At 57.1% G+C, this 19,342-nt stretch carries 13 protein-coding genes and 3 pseudogenes; 5 read left to right on the top strand and 11 right to left on the bottom strand.

The window, feature by feature from the left end:
* Positions 1–33: 33 nt before the first annotated feature.
* The 10 genes from RT582_RS17920 to RT582_RS17965 all read right to left on the bottom strand — a co-directional run bounded on the left by RT582_RS17920 (position 34) and on the right by RT582_RS17965 (position 13,861).
* Complete coding sequence (locus RT582_RS17920) at positions 34–1,821, bottom strand: DUF262 domain-containing protein (protein WP_313478948.1); 1,788 nt, start codon at positions 1,819–1,821, stop codon at positions 34–36.
* Positions 1,818–2,795 (bottom strand): DUF932 domain-containing protein, encoded by a 978-nt coding sequence (locus tag RT582_RS17925; protein ID WP_313478951.1) that lies wholly within the window; start codon positions 2,793–2,795, stop codon positions 1,818–1,820. The genes RT582_RS17920 and RT582_RS17925 overlap by 4 nt, the downstream gene beginning before the upstream one ends.
* Positions 2,796–2,797: 2 nt before the next feature.
* The gene (locus RT582_RS17930) at positions 2,798–6,355 is read right to left on the bottom strand and encodes an Eco57I restriction-modification methylase domain-containing protein (RefSeq protein WP_313478954.1); all 3,558 of its coding nucleotides are present in this window, start codon (positions 6,353–6,355) and stop codon (positions 2,798–2,800) included.
* Positions 6,355–9,819 (bottom strand): BREX system P-loop protein BrxC, encoded by a 3,465-nt coding sequence (brxC, locus tag RT582_RS17935; RefSeq protein WP_313478957.1) that lies wholly within the window; start codon positions 9,817–9,819, stop codon positions 6,355–6,357. The genes RT582_RS17930 and brxC overlap by 1 nt, the downstream gene beginning before the upstream one ends.
* A 63-nt stretch (positions 9,820–9,882) precedes the next feature.
* Entirely contained in the window at positions 9,883–10,428 is a 546-nt protein-coding gene (locus RT582_RS17940; RefSeq protein ID WP_023127677.1) for a BREX protein BrxB domain-containing protein, read from the bottom strand.
* Entirely contained in the window at positions 10,421–11,191 is a 771-nt protein-coding gene (locus RT582_RS17945; RefSeq protein WP_313478960.1) for a hypothetical protein, read from the bottom strand. Before RT582_RS17945 ends, RT582_RS17940 begins: the two co-directional genes overlap by 8 nt.
* The gene (locus RT582_RS17950; RefSeq protein ID WP_313478963.1) at positions 11,188–12,084 is read right to left on the bottom strand and encodes a transcriptional regulator; all 897 of its coding nucleotides are present in this window, start codon (positions 12,082–12,084) and stop codon (positions 11,188–11,190) included. Before RT582_RS17950 ends, RT582_RS17945 begins: the two co-directional genes overlap by 4 nt.
* Positions 12,085–12,218: 134 nt before the next feature.
* Entirely contained in the window at positions 12,219–12,572 is a 354-nt protein-coding gene (locus RT582_RS17955; protein ID WP_126525529.1) for a hypothetical protein, read from the bottom strand.
* 30 nt (positions 12,573–12,602) lie between these two features.
* The gene (locus RT582_RS17960; RefSeq protein WP_126525528.1) at positions 12,603–12,785 is read right to left on the bottom strand and encodes a hypothetical protein; all 183 of its coding nucleotides are present in this window, start codon (positions 12,783–12,785) and stop codon (positions 12,603–12,605) included.
* Between the two features lie 14 nt (positions 12,786–12,799).
* Positions 12,800–13,861 (bottom strand): ADP-ribosylglycohydrolase family protein, encoded by a 1,062-nt coding sequence (locus RT582_RS17965; protein WP_313478966.1) that lies wholly within the window; start codon positions 13,859–13,861, stop codon positions 12,800–12,802.
* A 175-nt stretch (positions 13,862–14,036) separates the two neighbouring features.
* Here RT582_RS17965 and RT582_RS17970 point away from each other — a divergent pair, with 175 nt between their 5' ends.
* From RT582_RS17970 to RT582_RS17990, 5 genes and pseudogenes are all read left to right on the top strand, one after another.
* On the top strand, positions 14,037–14,912 hold the full coding sequence (locus RT582_RS17970) for a helix-turn-helix transcriptional regulator (RefSeq protein WP_312443336.1): 876 nt from the start codon (positions 14,037–14,039) through the stop codon (positions 14,910–14,912).
* 14 nt (positions 14,913–14,926) lie between these two features.
* Positions 14,927–15,475, top strand: a pseudogene (locus tag RT582_RS17975) (plasmid pRiA4b ORF-3 family protein).
* 307 nt (positions 15,476–15,782) lie between these two features.
* Complete coding sequence (locus RT582_RS17980; RefSeq protein WP_313478969.1) at positions 15,783–16,220, top strand: LexA family protein; 438 nt, start codon at positions 15,783–15,785, stop codon at positions 16,218–16,220.
* Positions 16,213–17,487, top strand: coding sequence for a translesion error-prone DNA polymerase V subunit UmuC (umuC, locus tag RT582_RS17985; RefSeq protein ID WP_313478971.1), 1,275 nt, complete (start codon positions 16,213–16,215; stop codon positions 17,485–17,487). The genes RT582_RS17980 and umuC overlap by 8 nt, the downstream gene beginning before the upstream one ends.
* Before the next feature lie 153 nt (positions 17,488–17,640).
* Positions 17,641–18,377, top strand: a pseudogene (locus RT582_RS17990) (IS5 family transposase).
* Between the two features lie 151 nt (positions 18,378–18,528).
* On the opposite strand, the pseudogene RT582_RS17995 reads toward RT582_RS17990, so the two are convergent.
* Positions 18,529–19,342 (bottom strand): annotated as a pseudogene (locus RT582_RS17995) (NERD domain-containing protein); the annotation flags it as partial.

A 19,342-nucleotide genomic window follows, 5' to 3' on the forward strand; every position in this document is an offset into this window, starting at 1 on the left:
AGCAGTGAGGCATAAACAAGGGTGAATCCATGATCACAAAACCGACAGAGGATACTTCTGCAGCACCTCTTGCACCAAAAGATCCGTGCGTGCTTTGAGCTTATCCACGGTCCAGCTAGTTTCGTTGGCCAACGCCTGGTTCAAGTGCAGGCCATTGTTGTAGCCCACCTTGCGCCCCTGGCTATCCAGCCGGCTCTGCTTTTCGGCAAAGCTCTTGTTACCCAGTGCACTGTTGTAGCCAGAGATGGTTAGGTTCCCCAGGCAGTGGGCGTAGATTTGGCGGTGTTGTTCCGCAAGCGCAGCGTCGCCGTTGGCGATCATCTGCACCCAGGTATCGGGGATGTTCTCACCCTGTGGGAAAATGTGTTCGATCGTCCAAACGTACTGCTTGCCTTTCAAGGCCCAGAGATCAACCCGGGTCTCAAGGGTCATGCGACTTTCTTCCAGGGCGCAGAGCACAAAGCGGCAAACGGCCTTGTTGTCTTCATAGATCGGCCCTTTCAGGCTCTTCTCAAACTGCTCGTCAGTGGCGCTTTCGCCTGTCAGGCGTTGCTGGATATGGCTGACCACTGCCTGGCCTTTTAACGCCAGCACTGTCTCGGCCACATCCATAAAAATCCGGGTCAGGTCTCGGGTAGGCGGCAGGTCGGTGGTGTTGCGTCGCACAAAGAACGCAATGAGGAAATGCACCACCTGCTCCAGGTGCTCCTGCTCAAGCTCCAGGGTGTCCTTACGCTCAAACAGCACCATCAACAACAGATACGCTGCGGCCCCTTGGATACGATCCAACGACAACAGCAGACCGGATAGTTTTGGCTGCTCAGGCACGGCGCGGTAACCCACGATCTGCGCGTAATGGGCAGATAGGCGGATCATTGCCTGCAGGAAGCTCTCAGCATCATGGGCGATCAGCTTCTCGTACACATGCATCAGGTTGGATTTGGTCGCCACCGGCACCGATACGATGTCCTTCAAATCAGGCTTGAAGGCGTTGTAGTACTGACGGAAGAATCGCTCCTGCACCGCATAGTCATCACCCAGGGCATCGATGACTTTCTTCCAGCGGTTGTAGTGCTTGTCGATGCTGCCCGAGTCCTTCGCTTCCAACACAGCCAGCAGCTTATTCTTGATCAGATCAATGGCCGTCAACGGCACGCCACGGTTGTTCAGCGATTCAAACAGGGTGTAGGCATCCGAATGACCAGCCACCTCGATCTTAACCAGGGTGGCGGTGTTCACTTTGTCCAGCAGCGCTTGCAGGCTTGCGACTGGATCACTGAGCCCTTGCAGATACTGCTCAATACGCCACAGAAAGTGCCGGTAGGCTTTCAGCACACGGCGGTTACCTGCGTGCTGCACCTGCTCGACATCGTCCAAAATCCCGGCTTTGCCGAGCACCGCGAAGTAATCCTGCTGATTGTTGTTCTGCACCTGGGGGATCAAACGAGGCTGGTCTGACTTTCTCTTCAGCACCAGCTTGTGCTTGAGGTTATACAGCTCAATCTGCTGCTCCATACCCAGGTTGGGCAGCACTCTGAAGCTTTGGTAGATCGCAGCTAAAAACAGCGACAGAGTGGTCATGCGTTGCTGACCATCCACCAGCTCCAGGCTTTGTACTGACAAAGCGTCTTGCGACTGATTGATGCAAATGATCGAGCCAAGGAAATAATTCGGCTCGTTCTCCAGCAAATCGTCGAACAGCGCATCCCACTGCGCCCGACTCCAGGTGTACTCACGCTGGTAGCGCGGGATGGCATAAACCACCCCACTCTCGATATCGAGCAGAGTGGAGACTGGGTAGTTATAAACCGACTTGATCATAATCTGGCGATGGCCTCTGCTGTTTTCAGGTGTTCGCCCAGATAGGCTTCAAATGTGAAATCACGCTTCTCAATCTGCTCAACAAATTCATCGATCCAGTCACCGGCCTTGTGCTGGAAGCCATCAATCATGGTTTCTGGGGCAATAACCCCCACAGGTCGGCTAGCGTAATCTGTCAGCACATTGAGGGCGGCATAGCCGTGCTCACCCATCGACACAAAATAATCACTGGCCAGATCCGCAATGGCCTGGCGGAACTTAACCAGCTCATCAGCCCGGCGTGGTTTGATGGGAGTATCAGAGGCAATGCGCACGTCAAATACCTTGCACGCGAGCGATAGCATCCAGCGTGCAGGCACATGAAAGCGCTGTAAATTATTCAGCTTGGCCACAAAGAGTTTTTCTAGCAGCTTGATACCAGCGAGATTCTCATGCCAACGGCGCATTTCATCTTGCAACTGCCGGGTATGGGCAAAGCTGATTTCCACACTTTTACCGCCAAAGATCAGCCCATTCAGGCAGATCCAACGACAAAAGCCAACCTCAAAGCGCAGGCGGCGGGTGCGGTTGTAGCTGTTGGTGATACGTACAAAGGGTACCCAGCGGTCGTTCTGCCAGGGCTCAAAATCGCTTCCTTTGTGAATCAGGTCGATATGACAGAAAGATCGCGACTTGGGCATGGTCACGTTCAGACAAGCCATATCCTCCATCGAGGTAAAGTCAAAAACCTGCTTGAGTGCATCGGCTGCCAAGTCATACGCCTGACGATTAGTGACCAAGCGATAATCTTCGGTCACCACTGCAAAGGCATGGTTACTCTCTACATCGACCACCGCTTGGTGCCGAGGAAGCGCCTGATACCCGCCTGCTGCAAACAGGTCGTTACCTTGAGCGGAAGCCTCGATAAAAACCGGCCTCAGCTCGACAGGGAAAAAGGCAACCGCTGGTTCCATCGCGGACCATTTACGCTCCATGTTTACTGGCTCCTTGCAGCCCGCTTCTCAGCCAAGCTCAGGTGATGGTCATTGATCCGTGCACCCTCGCCTTCGTCGTATTGCAGACCGAGCGTATACCAGGGGGCGGACTCGACGTCCTTGCCGCGATCCTTGGTCCACTTGATGTTTGGCGCCCAGCGCAGGATGCCGGCGCCTTTCTTGCTGACGTCTCGGGCGTACAGGAATGGACGGATATTGAGACGGACGCCGTCGTTGAGGTCGGGGGTCCAGCCGATAGGCTGTTCGGCCAGGGGCTTCCAGCGGACGAAGATGTCGTAGGGTTTTTCGGCTGTACCCTCACCTTCAAGTATGGCCTCCAGTTCCTTTTTCAGGGCTTCGGCGGCGGCCAGGCGTTCTTGGGCGCCGTCTTCGCCGTTGGCCAGGCCGGCTTGTTGGGTGCGGATCCAGTCGCCCAGGTAGGTGTAGATCACGCGCTCCAGGCCAGCTTTGTCGAGCTTGTGGTAATTGACCAGGGCGCTGAAGCCGTCTTTTAAACCGTCCCAGATGTGCCAGATAAAGGGCCGGTGCTGGAAAAGTTTGCAGTGCTGTTCGAAGAACTTGTCGCGCAGCCAGAGGCTGAGGGACTTGCTGCCGACAGCGTCGAGCAGGCGGTTTTTCAGCGGGGTGGTCCAGGCATCGCCATAGGCGGCTTGCAGCAGGGCTTCCAGGCGCTGGTCGGCGGCTTTTTCGCCGCGCACCGGCGGCAGGCAGACAATGCCGTCGTCATCGACAAAATCGGCCAGCTCAGCGCAACGCTCGACCCATTCACGCTGTTCGGCGGCCAGTTCCATTTCCGGATCCAGCTCTGCCGGCCAGCGGTAGCCGAGCAGGCGAGCGGCGGCAACTTGCAGCACGCTGTCATCGACGCGTAGTTCGCCGTGCGCGATCCATTTGCTGTCTTCGTCCCAGATTACCGAGCCACAGGGGTGGCCATGGAAGATCCATTGGGTGGGGTCGTTGGTGTAAGGTTTTGGCAAGCCAAAAGGTTTTTCTTTTCTTGAAACCTCAATCCAATATTCAAGATCGAAGGGGACTTTAACCAGAGTATGTTCTGTGATGCTTAGTGCCTGATCAATTTCGCGCAAATCATGCTCATAATCCTTAGAAGCTATGTAGCAGTAAACAGCAGACTGATACTTCTCCGGCACAACCATCGCCGCCACCGTTGTGTCAAACATATCCCCAAGATATAAATTAACGTAAGGAGTTCTCGTTACATTTATTATAAATCCAGACTTACCCCACGCCTCCCCCCCTGACTTCCACCCTCCGAGGCGCCCTTCGGCCTTCAATGCTTGAGCATGCCTAAAATATCGACCAACCCCATTCTCCCAAAGCAGCACAGAGGAGCTACCACCAACATAATTAACCCCAGCTGCAGCAGTATGCACCCACCGCCAAACACCGGCCTCTACGCTTATTAGCTCCCAGAATTTAAAGACGAATTGGGCATTATCACTAGTACCAATCCCTTGATAAGTTTGACAACGCAATCCTAGCAGCTCTTTATTTTTATCGGACTCTCCCAATGATACCCTCGCATCTGGGTTATCCAATTGCCCAATCTGACTAACACATACCACATCACTCTCAACCAAATATGACGCTTTCTGAGATGCCATGCGCGGCTCGGAAACATCCAAGCCACGAATCCAGTTACCTGTTTCACTAGTGTGTAATAGATCGTTCGACTGACCTACCTCATTACCACGACTTATGCTAATCAGAATCGCTTTAACGACCTCGCCACTAATGGTATCAAAGGCGCCAGGTCCCAGACGGGCAATCAAATGCCAGCTATCGTTCTGCAACAGCTTTTCTCGGAATTTGCGATAGCCCGTAAGAAATAACCAGTTCTGCGGCAACACAATGCTGGCGGTACCACCCTGCATACAGAACTCCAGGCAACGATCGAGGAAGACCGTGGCTAGATCATTTTTGCCTTCGGGGTAATAGGTTTCGCAGAAATCCTTGAGGGTTTCGTGCTGCTTGCCACGCGCCAGGTAAGGCACGTTGGTGATAACCCAGGTGTATTGGCCGGACAGCAGCTCGGCGGCTTTGGCCAAGCCCTGGGCAACGATGCCGGCCTCCAGGCGATTGGTCAGAACGGCAATTTCGCCGTCGGCCTGGTTTTGCTGGTTGGCCTGATCCTGAGTGAGTGCCTCACCCAGCAGTTGCTGCAATTCATTCCACTGAGCGATCTGCGCGGCCTTGCTGCGGCGTGGGTTGATGAGGCTGCCGAGCACCGGGGCATCCTGAAAGGTCTGGTACATCCAATCCAGGGCAATGGTCAGGTTCTGCTTACCGGCCTTGCGGCTGAGTTCTTTCCATTCGTCACGGGCGGCAGCGATGGACAGGCCGCTGCAGGCCAGGTGCAGTTCCGGCAGGCTGCGGTAGCCACCGGCATCGGGGTAACGCCAGGCTTCCAGGGCGACGGCAAAGGCGGCCAGTTCTACGCAGCGCTGGTCCAGCTCCAGGCCGTGGAGGTTTTCGCTGAGTACCTTGTCGATGGCCTGGCTAGCATTGAGCTGCTCGGCCTGCATGCGCATGGGCACCAGCATCAGGAAGGCGGCAACCAGGAAGTGGCCGGAGCCACAGCAGGGGTCGAGGGCTTTGAGTTCGCTTAAGCGTTTGGGCCAGGCGTCGAAGGTGCCGGAGGCGGGTCGCCATTGATGGGTCGCCTCGTCTTTAACAAAGCGCAGGTAGCTCAGCGGCACGCCGGGAATGGCGGCTTTGTGGCGTAGCTCTTGTTCGCTGTTAGCGGTTTGCCAGTCGTGGTCGGTGAGTCGCTGGCCTGCCCACCAGGCGCCCAGGCTGTTATCCAGCAGGAAGCTGACCATGTAGGGTTCGGTAAACAGCTGGGTGACGGGCGAGAGTTCGTCGGCGCCGATCTTGACTTCGGATTTGTTGACCTCTTCCTTGCGCTTGCTTTGCCAGAACTGGTAGACCCAGCCGAGGCTGTCCTGGGCCTGGAAGGTCTCTGCGGCCAGGCCAGTGACCAGTTTTTCCAGTTCGCGTTGGTGCTCGGGAGCGAACTCCAGGGCAAAGACTGGCGAGTCGATACGGAAGATCTGCGGCAACATCTTCGAGGCCAGCACACCGGCCAGCTCCCAGCCGCTATTGCAGCGGCGCTCCAGCTCGTCTCTTGCGGTATCTGGGTCCTGGACCAGCTCGTTGCATTCGGCAAGGGTCAGTGGCGTGTGCTCGTCGTACATCAGCAGGTGGTTCTGCTCCAAAAAACGGGCGAACAACATGCGGTGCCAATGCTCGTAGGCAACTTCGGTGATCAGCTTATTCAGGCTTTGCTGGCCGTTGGCCTGCTTGCTGTCACCTAACTGGCGGCCATGGGCGCGCAGACGGGTACGCAGTTGACGTTGCTGGTCATTCAAGTATTCCGCCGCTTTGGCCTCCCCCACGCTCAGGCGGGTAAGCGCCTGGCTGGCGGCCGTTTCGGCGATGTCACGGGCTTTGACGACGGTAGCTTCCAGCGCACGGCGCAGGGCTTTGTCGAGGGGCTGGCGGTGTGTGGCTTGGCTCATCAGAAGGTCACCGGTCCGTCGTTAAGTTTGCTGAGAATCTGTTGTTTGACGTCAGTCAGCCAGGCATCCACATCGGCTTCGCTTTCAAAGGTTTTGCGCGGCAGGCTGATGCGTTGCAGCTTGGGTTGCAGCAGCTCGGCGGCTTCCAGGCGGGCGCTGTCGAACTTGCTGGCGAGAGACTCGGTGCGGTCGGTCCACTGCTCCAGGCTGACCTCGCTGAGGCTGTCGATAATCGCCTCGGCATCGTTCAGCGTGGGTTGCTCCAGGGTCATCAGTTTGCGCTTTTCCAGGATGGCGCTTTGTTGCTGATCATTCAGTTGCTGCCAGTGGCTATCTGACTGCAGCTGAGCCAAGCACTCCGCGTGGCGATCCAAATAAGCCTGGACATGGAACTGGATCGCATCGCGCAGCTTGCTGACCAGTTGCTGGATCAGCGCGGTGGCCGGGTTAGGGTCGTCGAGTAACGAGCGTTGCTGGCTAATCGCATCGGCTTCGGCCTGAATGGGCGCGTGGAAGGCCAGGCCGCGACTCACGTCGAGCAGGCTGGTCAGCAGGGTCCAATCACCACGGCGGGCGTCAATGCGTTGGGCGGTGTCGTTCCAGTCCTTGATCGCTTGTTTAATGGCGTCCTGCTCATCCAGTACCTGCTTGAGCTGGGCATTGCCAGATTGCCGGGCCAGTTCGTCAAAGACCTTGGTATCTGGCACTGCGGGGAACGGCGCGGCCCCACCGGCGCGCTTGGCCAGTTCTCTGCCTTTTTCTGCCAGTAACGGCAGCTTGTTGGCTTCTTCACCGGCCTGGCAGTCAATACCACTGCTGCTGAGCACTCCGCGGATCTTGATCAGATCCACCGGGCGGATGGTGATACTTTCCGGACGGAAGCTGGCCTGGGTGATCTGCTTACGATCAAGGCTACTGGCGGTGACCGGGTTGTTACGGCTGCCGGTGGCGATCAGGATGCCGCTGGAAAGCAGCACATAGAGCGCACCGTCAATGGCATCCTGTGGCCAGCCATAGGGCGCGGCCAGGAAGTGCTCGCGGATTTCACTGCCCTTTTTCGAGACACCGATAAAGCGTTTGATCGCGGCACAGACCGGATGCTGTTCGGCATCACCACTGTAACCAAGTAGCTCGAGGGCGTTCTGGCCACCGTCTTTGCTGGCACGCTCGTAGACCTTGCCCCAGGCGGGGTGGTCGGCCTGGTCAAACTCGCGGTAAAGGCGAACCAGTGAGGCCTTGGCGGCGCTTTCGACGCGGTCGCTGATGCTGTTGCCGTCCACCTCGTTGCCGCCTGCTTGAAGCACCTGTACGCCTTCGAAAATTTCTCGCAACAGTGCCTGCACCTGCTTCTGGGCATCACGATGGCGGGTTTCCATGGCGCTGCGGGCGTCTTTGCCGGCATCAGTGTTGGGTATGCCGCGCTTGTCGAGGGTAGCCTGGGCGGCATGCTCAGCGGCAATGGCGTTGGTCAACTCGGAACGGTTACGAGCCGGGACATAAATGAAGATGGTCGGCTCGCTGGGGTTGCGGCTGCGAGCCTCAGTCATAAAGCTTTTTTCATCAATCGCCCAGCCATCCTGAACCCAGGCATAGATTTTCTCGTTGGCATCCTTCGGCAGTTCCGCATCAAAGCAGGGCAACACCTGGCGCGGCTCATTGCATTTGCCCTGGGTCAGGCGCACCTGAGCGATCTGACGGCGCAGCTCCTTGTGCAGCAGATCGACGCGGATGTTTTCTACCCGCTGCAGGTTACCGCGCAGGTCGGCCTCTTCCTGGCGCAGGGTGTCGTACCACTGGGCGCTTTCCTGGGTTTGCAGGCGGTATTCGGTGCCGGTGCTGGTTTGCATGGGCATAACCAGGCCATCGTCTGCCAGCTCCTGCAGCAGTTTGGGTACCTGGGTACGGATGGCGTCTTTGCCCTGGTTAAGATCATCAATCAGCAAATCGCTGAGCATGTCGGCGGTGGCGCGTACGCCACAGTCTGCAGTTGGGTCAGTGGGCAATTTACCAATTAGCAGCACTAGGGACAGGATGCGGGATTTGAGCTTCTCGTCAGCATCACCGGCTGACAAGCGGCCAATGGTTTCAGCGATTTCTTTGGAAATCACTCCGGTCTGCAACAGGTTGACCGAGATCTGGTTGTAGATGAAGTCAGCGGCGACCACGTGCCCCAGAGGCTGATCTGCCGTGGCTTGAGCGGCCTCGTGGATGACCTTGAGTTGGTTACGCAGCTGCGAGGCAGTGCCTGTGGTATCAACAATACGCAGGACCTTTTCCCAAAAGCGCCGGCGCACCGGCAGCAGCGGATAGTCGGCCAGCATGACCTTTTCATCGTCGCGGTGGTGCTCGATCTTGGTACCGCGAAGCTGACGGGAAATTTCGCCCAGATGGGACTGCATGACTTGCTCGAGGTGCGGGCGAGCCGAGGCTTTTTTGCGCAGGATGACTTTGCGAATCACCGATTCGACATCGGTATCCGAAAGCTGCACATGAATCTGGAAACGGCCGAGCAAACGCTGCAGGTTAGCCATACCTGACAGTGCGCTCTGCCCGGTGGACACGAACAACATCTTGCTCTTGAACTTGGAGCTCTTGCAGCAGGTTTCGACGACTTCCTGTACCTGGTGGGCCTTCTCCGAGTCCGAGCCGACGTACTGCTGCACCTCATCGAGCACCACCAGTGTCAGCGGGAACTGGCCATCCTTCACTAGGGCGTCATAGATGGCGTCGACCATCTGCTGGTTGGTCACATCCTGCACATTGGGGTACTGCTCGCGCAGCAGCTGGCGCACTTGTTTGACGTCATCTCCCAGGGTGCTGTCGATAGCCAGCAAGGCACGTGAAATGCTGCTGGAAACGTAGAGGTCTTCCAGCTCGTCATCCCAGTTGTCGCCTGCTGCTTCAACGTGGGCTTTAACCTGATCGAAAATGCCTTGCTTATGCAGCCACAGCACAAAGCGCGCTTGGTGATACTGTTCCGGCAGGCCAGCGGACTTGAAGACGATGTTCAGCAGGGCCAAGCGCACATTGTTGTTGGCACCGGCACCTAAAGTGCCTGAGGCGGCGTGGAGGCCACCGTGGCGCTTAGCCTGGATGCTGAGTTCCTTGAAATGGTCCTTGATCTCCTGCGGCAGATCAGCAATGTCACGAGCAGCTACGCCATCACTGAACTCCTGGTTGGTCCAAAGAGCCCGAAGCATTTTAGCCAGGTGAGATTTACCCGAACCGAAGAAACCAGAGATCCACACGCCGGGCTGTTCGTACCCGTCACCCAGGTTGCGCAGATAAGCGGAGAGGATCTTATCGAGACCCGCCTGGTATTCGCCGTCACAGACAAAGGTCTGCAATTCGTAGCGCAGGGTTTTCAGGGCCTGCTGGGACTGGTCGTCTTTGACCTCGGCAACGCCGTTGTTTTCCAGTCGGTTCTGTTGCGGGTCTAGGTCGTAAATCTCGCGGTTCAACATCCTGGGCGTACTCCCTGTGCGCATTGGCGCTATTCAATTCAAAACGGCAATGTGTGCCGGTATTCAGTTGTCTGCCGTAATGGCGGTGGCCTGATAGCCCCAGCCATCGCGGGCATCCAGCAGGCGGTAGGTGTTGTTGACGTACTCGCCGGGGAAGAGCACCAACAAGCGCCCCGGCACATGCTCGGCCAGCTGTTTGACGAAATCGGAGACCGAGGCAAACCCGAATAGGGTGCCGCAGCCAACCAAGGCCACCAGAGTGTTGCTGTCGGCCTGATCCTTGATGCGCTCAGCCAAGTCCGTTACCGACTGGCGAGCGAAGGTTTTGTATTTCGGGGTGAGGCTGTCCGGGTCTTCGAAATAGTCTTCGCGGTACTTTTGCTGTGCCATCCAGTCTGGAAACAACCGAGTGATGTCCAGCTCCAGCCATGGGTGGCCGGCACTTTCGGTAGCCAGCCGAAACTCTTCGATACGGGCACGCAGCCTGAGCTCGTCTTCCTTGTGATAGACGGCAAAAAGCACCCGCTGCTCGTTGGCCAGACCGCTGATCCACGGCAGGCTGATGTGGTTGCTGTAACTTTTCAGCAGACGGTTTAGGCGGTTACTCATGCAGCCAGCCCTCCTCTTCCTTGGTCAGGTAGTCGGGGAAGGTGACTTCCACGACCTCACTGGAGTGTTTGAAATTCAACAGACCGCTGTAACTGGCCTGACGGGCCAGCTCTAGCAAGCGCTCCAGGCGGCAGCCAAACAGCTTGGTCCATTCGGTGTTGAACAGGCGGTTGCCACTGGCGCCTTGCAGGTAGCCAAGAAACAGTGCAAAGGCGACGTTGACCGGATGAATATCGGGCTCGGTACGGTGTTTTTTACTGCGACCTTGTAAGAAGCACGCATTGGTCCAGGTACCGTTCACGTTCTGAGCCAAAGACTTGAGCATGGCCGGGCTGTAGCGATCAGGAAACTGCTCTTCGAAAGCTTGCTCCATCTCTTCACGCGGCAGCAGCTGGCCTGGGGCCAATCCCACGATTTTGTTTTGCGAGAGTCGCAGCAGTGGATCGCGAGCGAGGGCCATTTGGCAGGTCAATAAAGCACGCGCACGCTCATCGCTCTCCCACAGGCGGCGGAAGGTACGAAAGAGCACGACCTCCTTATCCATGGCGTACAAATCGACCAAATGGCGCCATGTCAATTTGCGGGCTTTTTCAGTGGGCTTATGCAGAACATTAAAGAGCTCAATATCCTCCTGGTACTGCGCTGCGCTGGCATCAACGCCACGGCCATGAAACAGCTCGGTCACTTCAGCCAGCATCATGGTGCGTGCCGAGTGCGCGCCGTTGCGGCCAAATTTGAAACCAAACTTCTGCTGTGCAGTCATGAATGGACTGTCTCCAGGCTAAAACCGGGGGCAATGGCGAGGTTGACCTGCTTGGCGACACCGTTAGGATCGCGCAGTGCCAGTTGGTACTCATCTGGATTCAGACGGGCATCAGGACTGCAATCGACGCCCCAGCGGCGCAAGAGGTAGCCAGCAGTAGCAGCCCGTACAGATACATGGATGGATTGGCCTGCTTTCAACCCATAGTCCAGCTCAATGGCGCGGGCATAACGAGCGTTGGGATGCGGTACCAACTCCAAATCCACTTCATGATTCCATTCTTTATCCTGCTCTCTGGCCTCAACCGCTTCGTCTATTCCGCCGGGCACCTCATCGCTGGAGGTGATGCGGGTTAGTACAAAGTCGCGAAACTGCGCATGAGTCCTGCAGTACGCTCTGACATGCCAGCGCAGACCTGTATTGACGAGACTGTGCGGAACAACTTCTCGGCTGGTCTCTCCGCTGCTGACTGACACATAACGAATCTTCAGCGCCTTCCCGGCATAAATAGCTCTAGATACCGCAGCCAGCGTCTCAAGATCGGGCTGATTCAGGGTAGGCGCAGCGTCAACCAAAATGACTTGAGCGCAAGCTTCTAAGCCGACACCCTGGCCCAGGGTCAGAGTTTGCAGTGTGTGCTCACGGTCGTAGGTGAAAAGCGGCTGGAATACCGCAGTGCGGCGATACACCTTCTCGCGATGGTCATAGTCGAGATTTGCCGGTGCTAACTGCCGGTAAAGAGTGAAATCACGTGTTGCGTTAGACCGTGCGATTCCAAAACGCTGCACCAGATCTTGCCGGGTCACCTGCCCACGAAAACGCACCAGAAAGTCGATCTGCCACAATCGTTCGCGCTGATTAGGCGAAGCGTCTTCTAGCGCGATATCGGGCATACGAGGGGCCTATTCCAAATGGCTCAAGAAGTCATGCTAAAAATGATGATAACGAATTGAGGCACATCGAACCAGCAGCATTTACGCGATGCGCATCAGGCATTTATTAGCAACTGAGGCATGTATGGCCCCTATTAATGCCGCGTGAGGCTAATGCGCTCGCGGCGCGCCACTACGCTGCCTTCTTCCAGGCGGATATGCACGCCTGGAATGCTCAGGCGGTGACCGGTAGGCATGTAGCCGGCTGCATCTTCAAAAGGGTGAAGATTGACCGACTCCATCAACTGCTCAATGCCCTCATACCAGGGCAAAGCCACCATCTCTGCGCCCTCGACTGCACCGGGAAAGCACTTGCGCATGCGCTCCAGCTCACCCATGCAGGCTATTACACCTTCCTGACGCGCTACATAGCAGGGGGCGAGCAATTCGAGTCCTTCGCCATCTGACATCAGCTCGGCACAGACTGCGACCATTACTGACTTATTCATCCCACATTCCATCGTTATCCAAATCGCGGTCTATGCCGCCCTTGTCGTAATCCCACGTGCCATCGTGACATCCCGGTCGATGCCGCCTTTGCCGTAATCCCAGACGCCATCGTTATCCAGATCTCGATCCTGAGCCTGAGCACTGACCAGCAAGAACACCGCCAATCCGGCTGCCAGCCATTGCAAGGCATCACAATGTTTTCTTCGACTCATGGTATTGCTCGCTATCAGGACCCGGGATAACGCTCCCAGATGCGCTCATCTTCAACCACATTTGAGTCGTAATCTCCGCAGTAGGTACGCGGCACCCACTCGATGTCATGCGCCAGCTGCTCGATCACCTCGCGCAGTTCCAGCGACTCTAACCAGCGCTCGGGAATGGCATCAGTCCCCAACTGGATACCCAGCAGGTTGCCGGCAATCAGACCCGTGCTGTCGCTGTCGCCGGTGTGATTGACCGCCCAGCAGATACCTTCCTCCAGACTGTTGGCCATCAGGGCACACCACAGACCAATGCCCAAGGCTTCTTCGGCCACCCAACCGCCACCCATCACGGCAATCCCTTCGGGCGTAGGCGCGATACCGGCCTCACTCTGGCGCAGGGCGTACTCGACCATCTCACGGGTTTCCGCCATGCCCGGTTTCTGGCCATGTTCGGCCAGGCTCTGGCGGATGGCGTCTTTCAGGTCGCAACCTTGCTCGAAGATCCGCTGCAGAATGTCGGCAAACAGGCCCGCTGCCAGATATCCACTGGGATGGGCATGGGTCAGGTGTGCGTTTTCGACCGCCAACTCGAAGGCTTGCGGGAAGAACGCATGCGGTGCTACACGCATCACGCCACCGCAGCCCTTGCTGTCATTGCTGGCCTTGTCGCCAAACGCCTGGCTGGCGCCCAGCGCACTCATGCAGGTCATGCCCGGCGCGCGGCTCGACCACAGGTCTTTCACACCGATTAGCCAGCCATCCTGCGTGACCTCAGCCTTTGGTTTGCCGCCCTGGGTGATGTACCAGCGCAGCAGCGCATGATGAATAACCGAGGGCGGATGGCAGATACCGCGTGCACTTTGCCGAACCCAGGCCCGCAACAGGCCTTCGGCAGTGAACAACATCATCTGGGTATCGTCGGTGACGGCGCCCAGCTTGCCGAATGCAGGGGCAAAATCCCGAATACCCCGCTCACCGAACTTCTGCCGGATGCTCGGCCAATCCATGAACTCCACCGCCGCGCCCAAAGCATCGCCAGCCGCACCGGCCAGCAGGCAACCGCGAATTCGATCCAGTTGATTCATCTTCACGCCCCTCCAATCAGGAACCGCACATCCAACTTGTGTACTGGACTAGCTACAGCCCCCGGACTAAATGACATCGGCCTGCTTGTCTCTGGCTATCAAGATATGTAATGTTGAGCGACATATCTACGGTGTTTGCCTGTACAGGTAAAGTTTTCGAGCAGATAGAGAGGCTATGAAGCGTAAGCAGGAAATCGCGGCGGTGCGCTGGGATCTGGCGCTGCGCTACCGTTTGATCGAGACGGTGGCCTGGTGGGAGGGCCGGTTAACCACGGGCCATCTGATGCAGAGCTTCGGCATCAGCCGCCAGCAGGCGTCGAAGGACATCAATTCGTACATTGCCGAGTACGCGCCGAAGAACCTGGAATATGACAAGCATTTGAAGGGGTATGTACCGAGCCGCCACTTCAAACCGCTATTCATTGATGACAGTGCCAGCGCCTACCTGCATCTGCTTAATCAAAACTACGAGCGGGCACCTCATATCGACGGGCTAGCCCTGGCCTATGCGCACACCGAGGTGCTGGGTGTACCGGATCGTTCAGTCCGCCCGCAGGTGTTGCGCCCTCTGCTCAAAGCCTGCCGAGAGGGACTGCGGCTGGAGTGCGAGTATGTGTCTTTCAGCACCCCGGACGTTGAGACCAGGTTGATTGCCCCACATACCCTGATTTACACCGGCATGCGTTGGCATGTACGCGCTTACTGCGAGAAGAACGGAGATTATCGGGACTTTGTGCTCAGTCGTTTCCGCGGTGAGCCGGGGCTTATGGATGACCAGTCTGAACACAGCCGGGACCTGGATTGCGGGTGGAATACCGAGCTCGCGGTGGTCATCGAACCCGACTCGCGCCTGAAGCCTGAGCAGCGTGCCATTATCGAAGCAGACTATGGCATGCAGGACGGCCAGCTACTGATCGAGACCCGTGGCGCGCTGGTGCAGTACGTGTTGCAGCGCTACCAGATCGACCCGACCAAGGTGCATGCCAAGCCCGAGGCTCAGCAGATTGTTGTAGCCAACCTCGATGAACTGAAGCCCTGGCTTTATCACTGACAGATGGAGCCCGTATGGCCACCCAACCCCTGCTCTACACCCTACATATCCAGCTAGAGCCATTGCAGCTCGATCCGCCGATCTGGCGGCGCATCTGGGTGAACGGCGACTGCACCCTACGCAAACTGCACCACTTCATTCAGGCGGCCTTCGGCTGGCACAGCTGCCACTTGCATGAGTTCAGCAATGGCGTGAACAGCTATATGCCGCTGGATGCCGAGCTGGTGTAGCAGTACGACGACGTGCTGGATGACCGCAAAACCAAACTGCGCCGAGTATTCAAAGAGGCGGACCGGCTGCGCTATCTCTACGACTTCGGCGATAGCTGGCAGCATGTGATTGCCGTGGAAAGCATCGAGCCCTCCGACTTCGCTGGCACCTGGTGCGAACTACTCGATGGCGCCCGCGCCTGCCCGCCCGAGGACGCAGGTGGCGTGCCAGGTTATTTGGACTTGCTGGTCTCTACCCAACAGCCAAGCGGCGGCAACTTCGATCCCGAGCTGTTTGACCGGCGGGCAGCCAATGCGGCGGTGCAGCGGATATGCAATAACTTCTGGGGCTGAAGCCAGCAGCGCCAAGAGACACAAACTCTTAATCCGCAGTGCCGCCATAGGCCAGCCTGGCCAGTCCAAGCAGCACGGGCAGCACGAGCGCCAGAGGCAAAAGATCGCTAAGGGTGAGCAACAAGATCATAGGAGGTACTCCTGGTCGGTTGCCCCCACCCTAGCGAGAACCGCCCTCCGGTGCGATCTGTCTACTTTTCGCCTGTAAACAATCCACGCAGACCCCATACCCTGTCGACGAACGCGCCTTGCCGAAATGACGGAATCCCGATTACTGTATATAAATACAGTTATAGGTCAGCCCGCAATGAGCAACGCCCTTATCCTCGGACCGCTGCAGCGCAGCGGCACCGCCCTCCCCCTTTTTGATGCACGAGTCCCAGCAGGCTTTCCCAGCCCAGCGCTTGATCACATGGAGCACAAGCTGTCGCTCGATGCGCTGCTGGATCTGCAGGCCCCGCACACCTATGTGGTAGCCGTCAGCGGTGACAGCATGGTCGGCGCTGGCATCTTCGATAACGACCACCTGATCGTTAGCCGCGCACTGCAAGCCCGCCCTGGGAACGTGGTGGTGGCATGCCTCAACGGCGATGTGTTTGTGAAGCGCCTGGCGCAGGACCAGGGGCAATTCGTGTTGCGCTCGGAGAATCCCACCTACTCGCCGCGCTACATCCTGGAGCAGGATGAGCTGAAGATCTGGGGTGTCGTCACCCATAGCCTGCGCAATCACCTGAACCATGGTTGAGCCGGTCTACGCGCTGATCGATTGCAACAGCTTCTATGCAAGCTGCGAGCGGGTCTTTCGCCCCGACCTGCAACGCACGCCCATCGTGGTGCTCAGCAATAACGACGGCTGCGTCATTGCCAGATCTGCCGATGCCAAGCCATTCGTGAAGATGGGCGCGCTCTTTCACGAGATTCGTAGTGATCTCAAGCACCACGGAGTCGTGGCCTTCAGCAGTAACTACGCACTGTATGGCGACCTAAGCGAACGGGTGATGACCATCCTTGAGGCCCGCTTTCCGAACGTCGAAATCTACAGCATCGATGAAGCCTTCGCAGATATGACCGGGCTTACCGAACCACTGGAGTCGATAGGCCGCCAAGTACAGGCGGAGGTGAAACAGAAAACCGGTATTCCCGTGGGTATTGGGATAGCAACCTCCAAGACACTGGCCAAGCTGGCCAATGCCGCCGCCAAACGCTGGCAAAAGCAGACCGGCGGTGTCGTGGACATTCGCAACCCTATTCGGCGTGACAAATTGCTCAAAGCCATGCCAGTTGAAGAAGTCTGGGGTGTAGGCCCACGGCTGCGCGCGCACCTGGAAGGCATGCAGATCAAAACAGCCTGGGAGCTGGCGCAGATGGACGCCTGGACGCTGCGCAAACGGTTCAACGTGGTGGTGGAAAAGACTGCGCGAGAACTGCGCGGCATCGCCTGCCTGGAAATTGAGAGCGAGATCGCGCCCAAGCAGGAGATCTGCTCCAGCCGCTCATTCGGCAAACGACTGTGCGAGTTACCTCTAATCCAAGAAGCCGTCACCGCCTATGCCATGCGCGCCGCCGAAAAACTGCGTAATCAGCAATCACTCTGCCGGCAGGTACGGGTCAGCCTGCGCACAGGGATGTTCAACCCCGCTGAAACCAAATATGCCAACGGCATCCTCTGCCAATTGCCCTACCCAACCGACGACAGCCGATTGATCATCAAGGCCGTACAGGCAGGGCTGAAGCACGTCTTCCGAGAGGGATTCAGCTACGCCAAGGCACAAGTGCTACTCCTGGATCTCTGTCACAAGAATGAGTACACACCCGATCTGTTCGCCCCCGAACAACCCGTAAAAACCGAGCGACTGATGAGCGCCCTGGACGCCATCAACAATCGCTGGGGACGTGGAACGCTGCAGCCAGGTCGTATTGCAAAACCAGCCGAGTGGGCAATGCGTAGAGAACTGCTATCGCCCGCCTACACCACTCGCTGGCCGGAACTAATGGTCGCAAAAGCCAGATAGCCTTCTTCCGAGCGCGTCGTCTTTGATCTACGACGGCTCAGCGCGCCCTTACACAGATAGCTAGGGTCTGTTGCCGTTTCGCGCTAACCAATTGATTAATAAGAGCAAGCTCGTATCGTTGAAGCTCTAACCCGACATCGATACGAGCTTGCAATGCCCCGATTACTACTCAACGACGAGCATTGGTCGAAGCTGCGGGAAATTCTCCTGCACAAGGCCATCTACAACAAGCGTGATCTACGAATGACCGTGGAAGGCATGCTCTAGGGATGTCCCTGGAGAGACCTGCCCAAGGCGTTTGGTAACTGGAATAAGGTCTACAAACGCTTCAACGCATGGTCTGCTGCCGGCAAATGGTTCAAGGTCTTCAAGATGCTGGTGGCGGAGCCCGACATGGAGTGGGTGTTCATTGATGGCAGCTATGCCAAGGCTCACCAGCACAGCGCAGGTGCTGCCAGCGCAAACGATGAAGCTATAGGGAAAAGCCGAGCCGGCAATACCAGCAAGATTCATCTGGCGGTGGACGTCCATGGCTTGCCCATCGAGTTTGAAATCACGGGAGGCCAAATCAATGACTGCACTCAGGCACCCGCATTGATTTCCAAGCTCCCAGCGGCAGAAACCCTCGTTGCGGATAAGGGCTATGACAGCGAGAGAATCCGATAGCAAGTTGAGCGACAAGGGGCCAAGGCCGTGATCCCGAGCAAGCGTAACTCTGTGAAAGGCAACGCGAATCTGGACAGAGGCCTGTACCGCAATCGCCACCAGGTGGAAAACGCTTTCGCCCGGCTGAAGCACTACCGGGCGGTGGCCTCTCGATTCGACAAGCTCAAGAGAATTACGAGAGCGTGGTGGCCATGGCCTGCGCCTTCCTATGGTTGCCCATGTAAAACGGCAACAGGCCCTAGCACGTCCAGCTTCAAGCGCAGGCGAAGATCATCTTGGTTTGTATGTGGCGACGACACGCCCCCACTCTTCAGCATGAGGCGAATGCCAGCGTGCCGCGCTGTAGGCCGGACCAAAATCGCCTCCCCCCAAGTGCTAACAGATGCCTCGCCACAGCTCATCGGACTCAACAACAGCTATAAATCTGCTAGCAGTAAACCCATCAGGAAACAATGAGCCCCGGCCATCGTCATCAACCTGGTCCAGCGGCCTCAGAAGATGCTTCTCATCACGCAGAATGATCTCTAGCGCCTCTCGGGAAACTACTCTGAAGCCATCGATGGACTGCCCGTCAAGTTCAATGGATGTATCGACGATCCAGGCCCGCAGGTGTGCCTCAGGATGCTGGCCGCAGTAGCCTAACCTGGAGCGCAGATGTTGATCAGACACCAGCGCTCTGGCCACCGCATGACGCTTACGCCGGAGCTGCCAAGCGGCCTTACGCAATGTGTTGGTACGATGCAACCAAACCTCATGGGTGGTCGAGCGGATATAACCTGACTTGACCTCAATGAGCAGCAGCAGGCCATCCCGTTGGCAGATCAAATCCACCTCGCCGGCATCCTCATCGCCTGTCACGGGAGGCCGATATCCCACCTCCACGACAAAACCTTGTAGTCGAAAGCTCTCTGCCAGCGCTAGCTCGACTCTCTGCGTTTCTGCTTGTACATCAGCTCTACGTGCATTCACACGCCGCAAGTTATTGATGGCAGCCGTCAGATTGTTCTGCTGCGCACCAACCCAAGGGAATTGGAAGCTATATCTGCCGATTTTGTAGAAGGGCTGTTCGTATAGGCGTGGAGCCGGCATCCCTGGCTGCTGCTTCAATTGCTGAGAGAGCGTTTTGAGGTCACTGGTGTTGGCGCTGATGGAAAATTGACCCACCCTGCCGATTGAAATTTGACCCAGG

Origin of the sequence: Stutzerimonas kunmingensis (genome assembly GCF_032106285.1) — a bacterium.
GTDB classification, from domain to species: Bacteria; Pseudomonadota; Gammaproteobacteria; order Pseudomonadales; family Pseudomonadaceae; genus Stutzerimonas; species Stutzerimonas kunmingensis_B.

What these genes read in the sequence shown, in the direction of transcription:
- RT582_RS17920 (WP_313478948.1), bottom strand. Translation starts at nt 1,821, where the DNA reads ATGATCAAGTCGGTTTATAACTACCCAGTCTCCACTCTGCTCGATATC.
- RT582_RS17925 (WP_313478951.1), bottom strand. Translation starts at nt 2,795, where the DNA reads ATGGAGCGTAAATGGTCCGCGATGGAACCAGCGGTTGCCTTTTTCCCT.
- RT582_RS17930 (WP_313478954.1), bottom strand. Translation starts at nt 6,355, where the DNA reads ATGAGCCAAGCCACACACCGCCAGCCCCTCGACAAAGCCCTGCGCCGT.
- brxC (WP_313478957.1), bottom strand. Translation starts at nt 9,819, where the DNA reads ATGTTGAACCGCGAGATTTACGACCTAGACCCGCAACAGAACCGACTG.
- RT582_RS17940 (WP_023127677.1), bottom strand. Translation starts at nt 10,428, where the DNA reads ATGAGTAACCGCCTAAACCGTCTGCTGAAAAGTTACAGCAACCACATC.
- RT582_RS17945 (WP_313478960.1), bottom strand. Translation starts at nt 11,191, where the DNA reads ATGACTGCACAGCAGAAGTTTGGTTTCAAATTTGGCCGCAACGGCGCG.
- RT582_RS17950 (WP_313478963.1), bottom strand. Translation starts at nt 12,084, where the DNA reads ATGCCCGATATCGCGCTAGAAGACGCTTCGCCTAATCAGCGCGAACGA.
- RT582_RS17955 (WP_126525529.1), bottom strand. Translation starts at nt 12,572, where the DNA reads ATGAATAAGTCAGTAATGGTCGCAGTCTGTGCCGAGCTGATGTCAGAT.
- RT582_RS17960 (WP_126525528.1), bottom strand. Translation starts at nt 12,785, where the DNA reads ATGAGTCGAAGAAAACATTGTGATGCCTTGCAATGGCTGGCAGCCGGA.
- RT582_RS17965 (WP_313478966.1), bottom strand. Translation starts at nt 13,861, where the DNA reads ATGAATCAACTGGATCGAATTCGCGGTTGCCTGCTGGCCGGTGCGGCT.
- RT582_RS17970 (WP_312443336.1), top strand. Translation starts at nt 14,037, where the DNA reads ATGAAGCGTAAGCAGGAAATCGCGGCGGTGCGCTGGGATCTGGCGCTG.
- RT582_RS17980 (WP_313478969.1), top strand. Translation starts at nt 15,783, where the DNA reads ATGAGCAACGCCCTTATCCTCGGACCGCTGCAGCGCAGCGGCACCGCC.
- umuC (WP_313478971.1), top strand. Translation starts at nt 16,213, where the DNA reads ATGGTTGAGCCGGTCTACGCGCTGATCGATTGCAACAGCTTCTATGCA.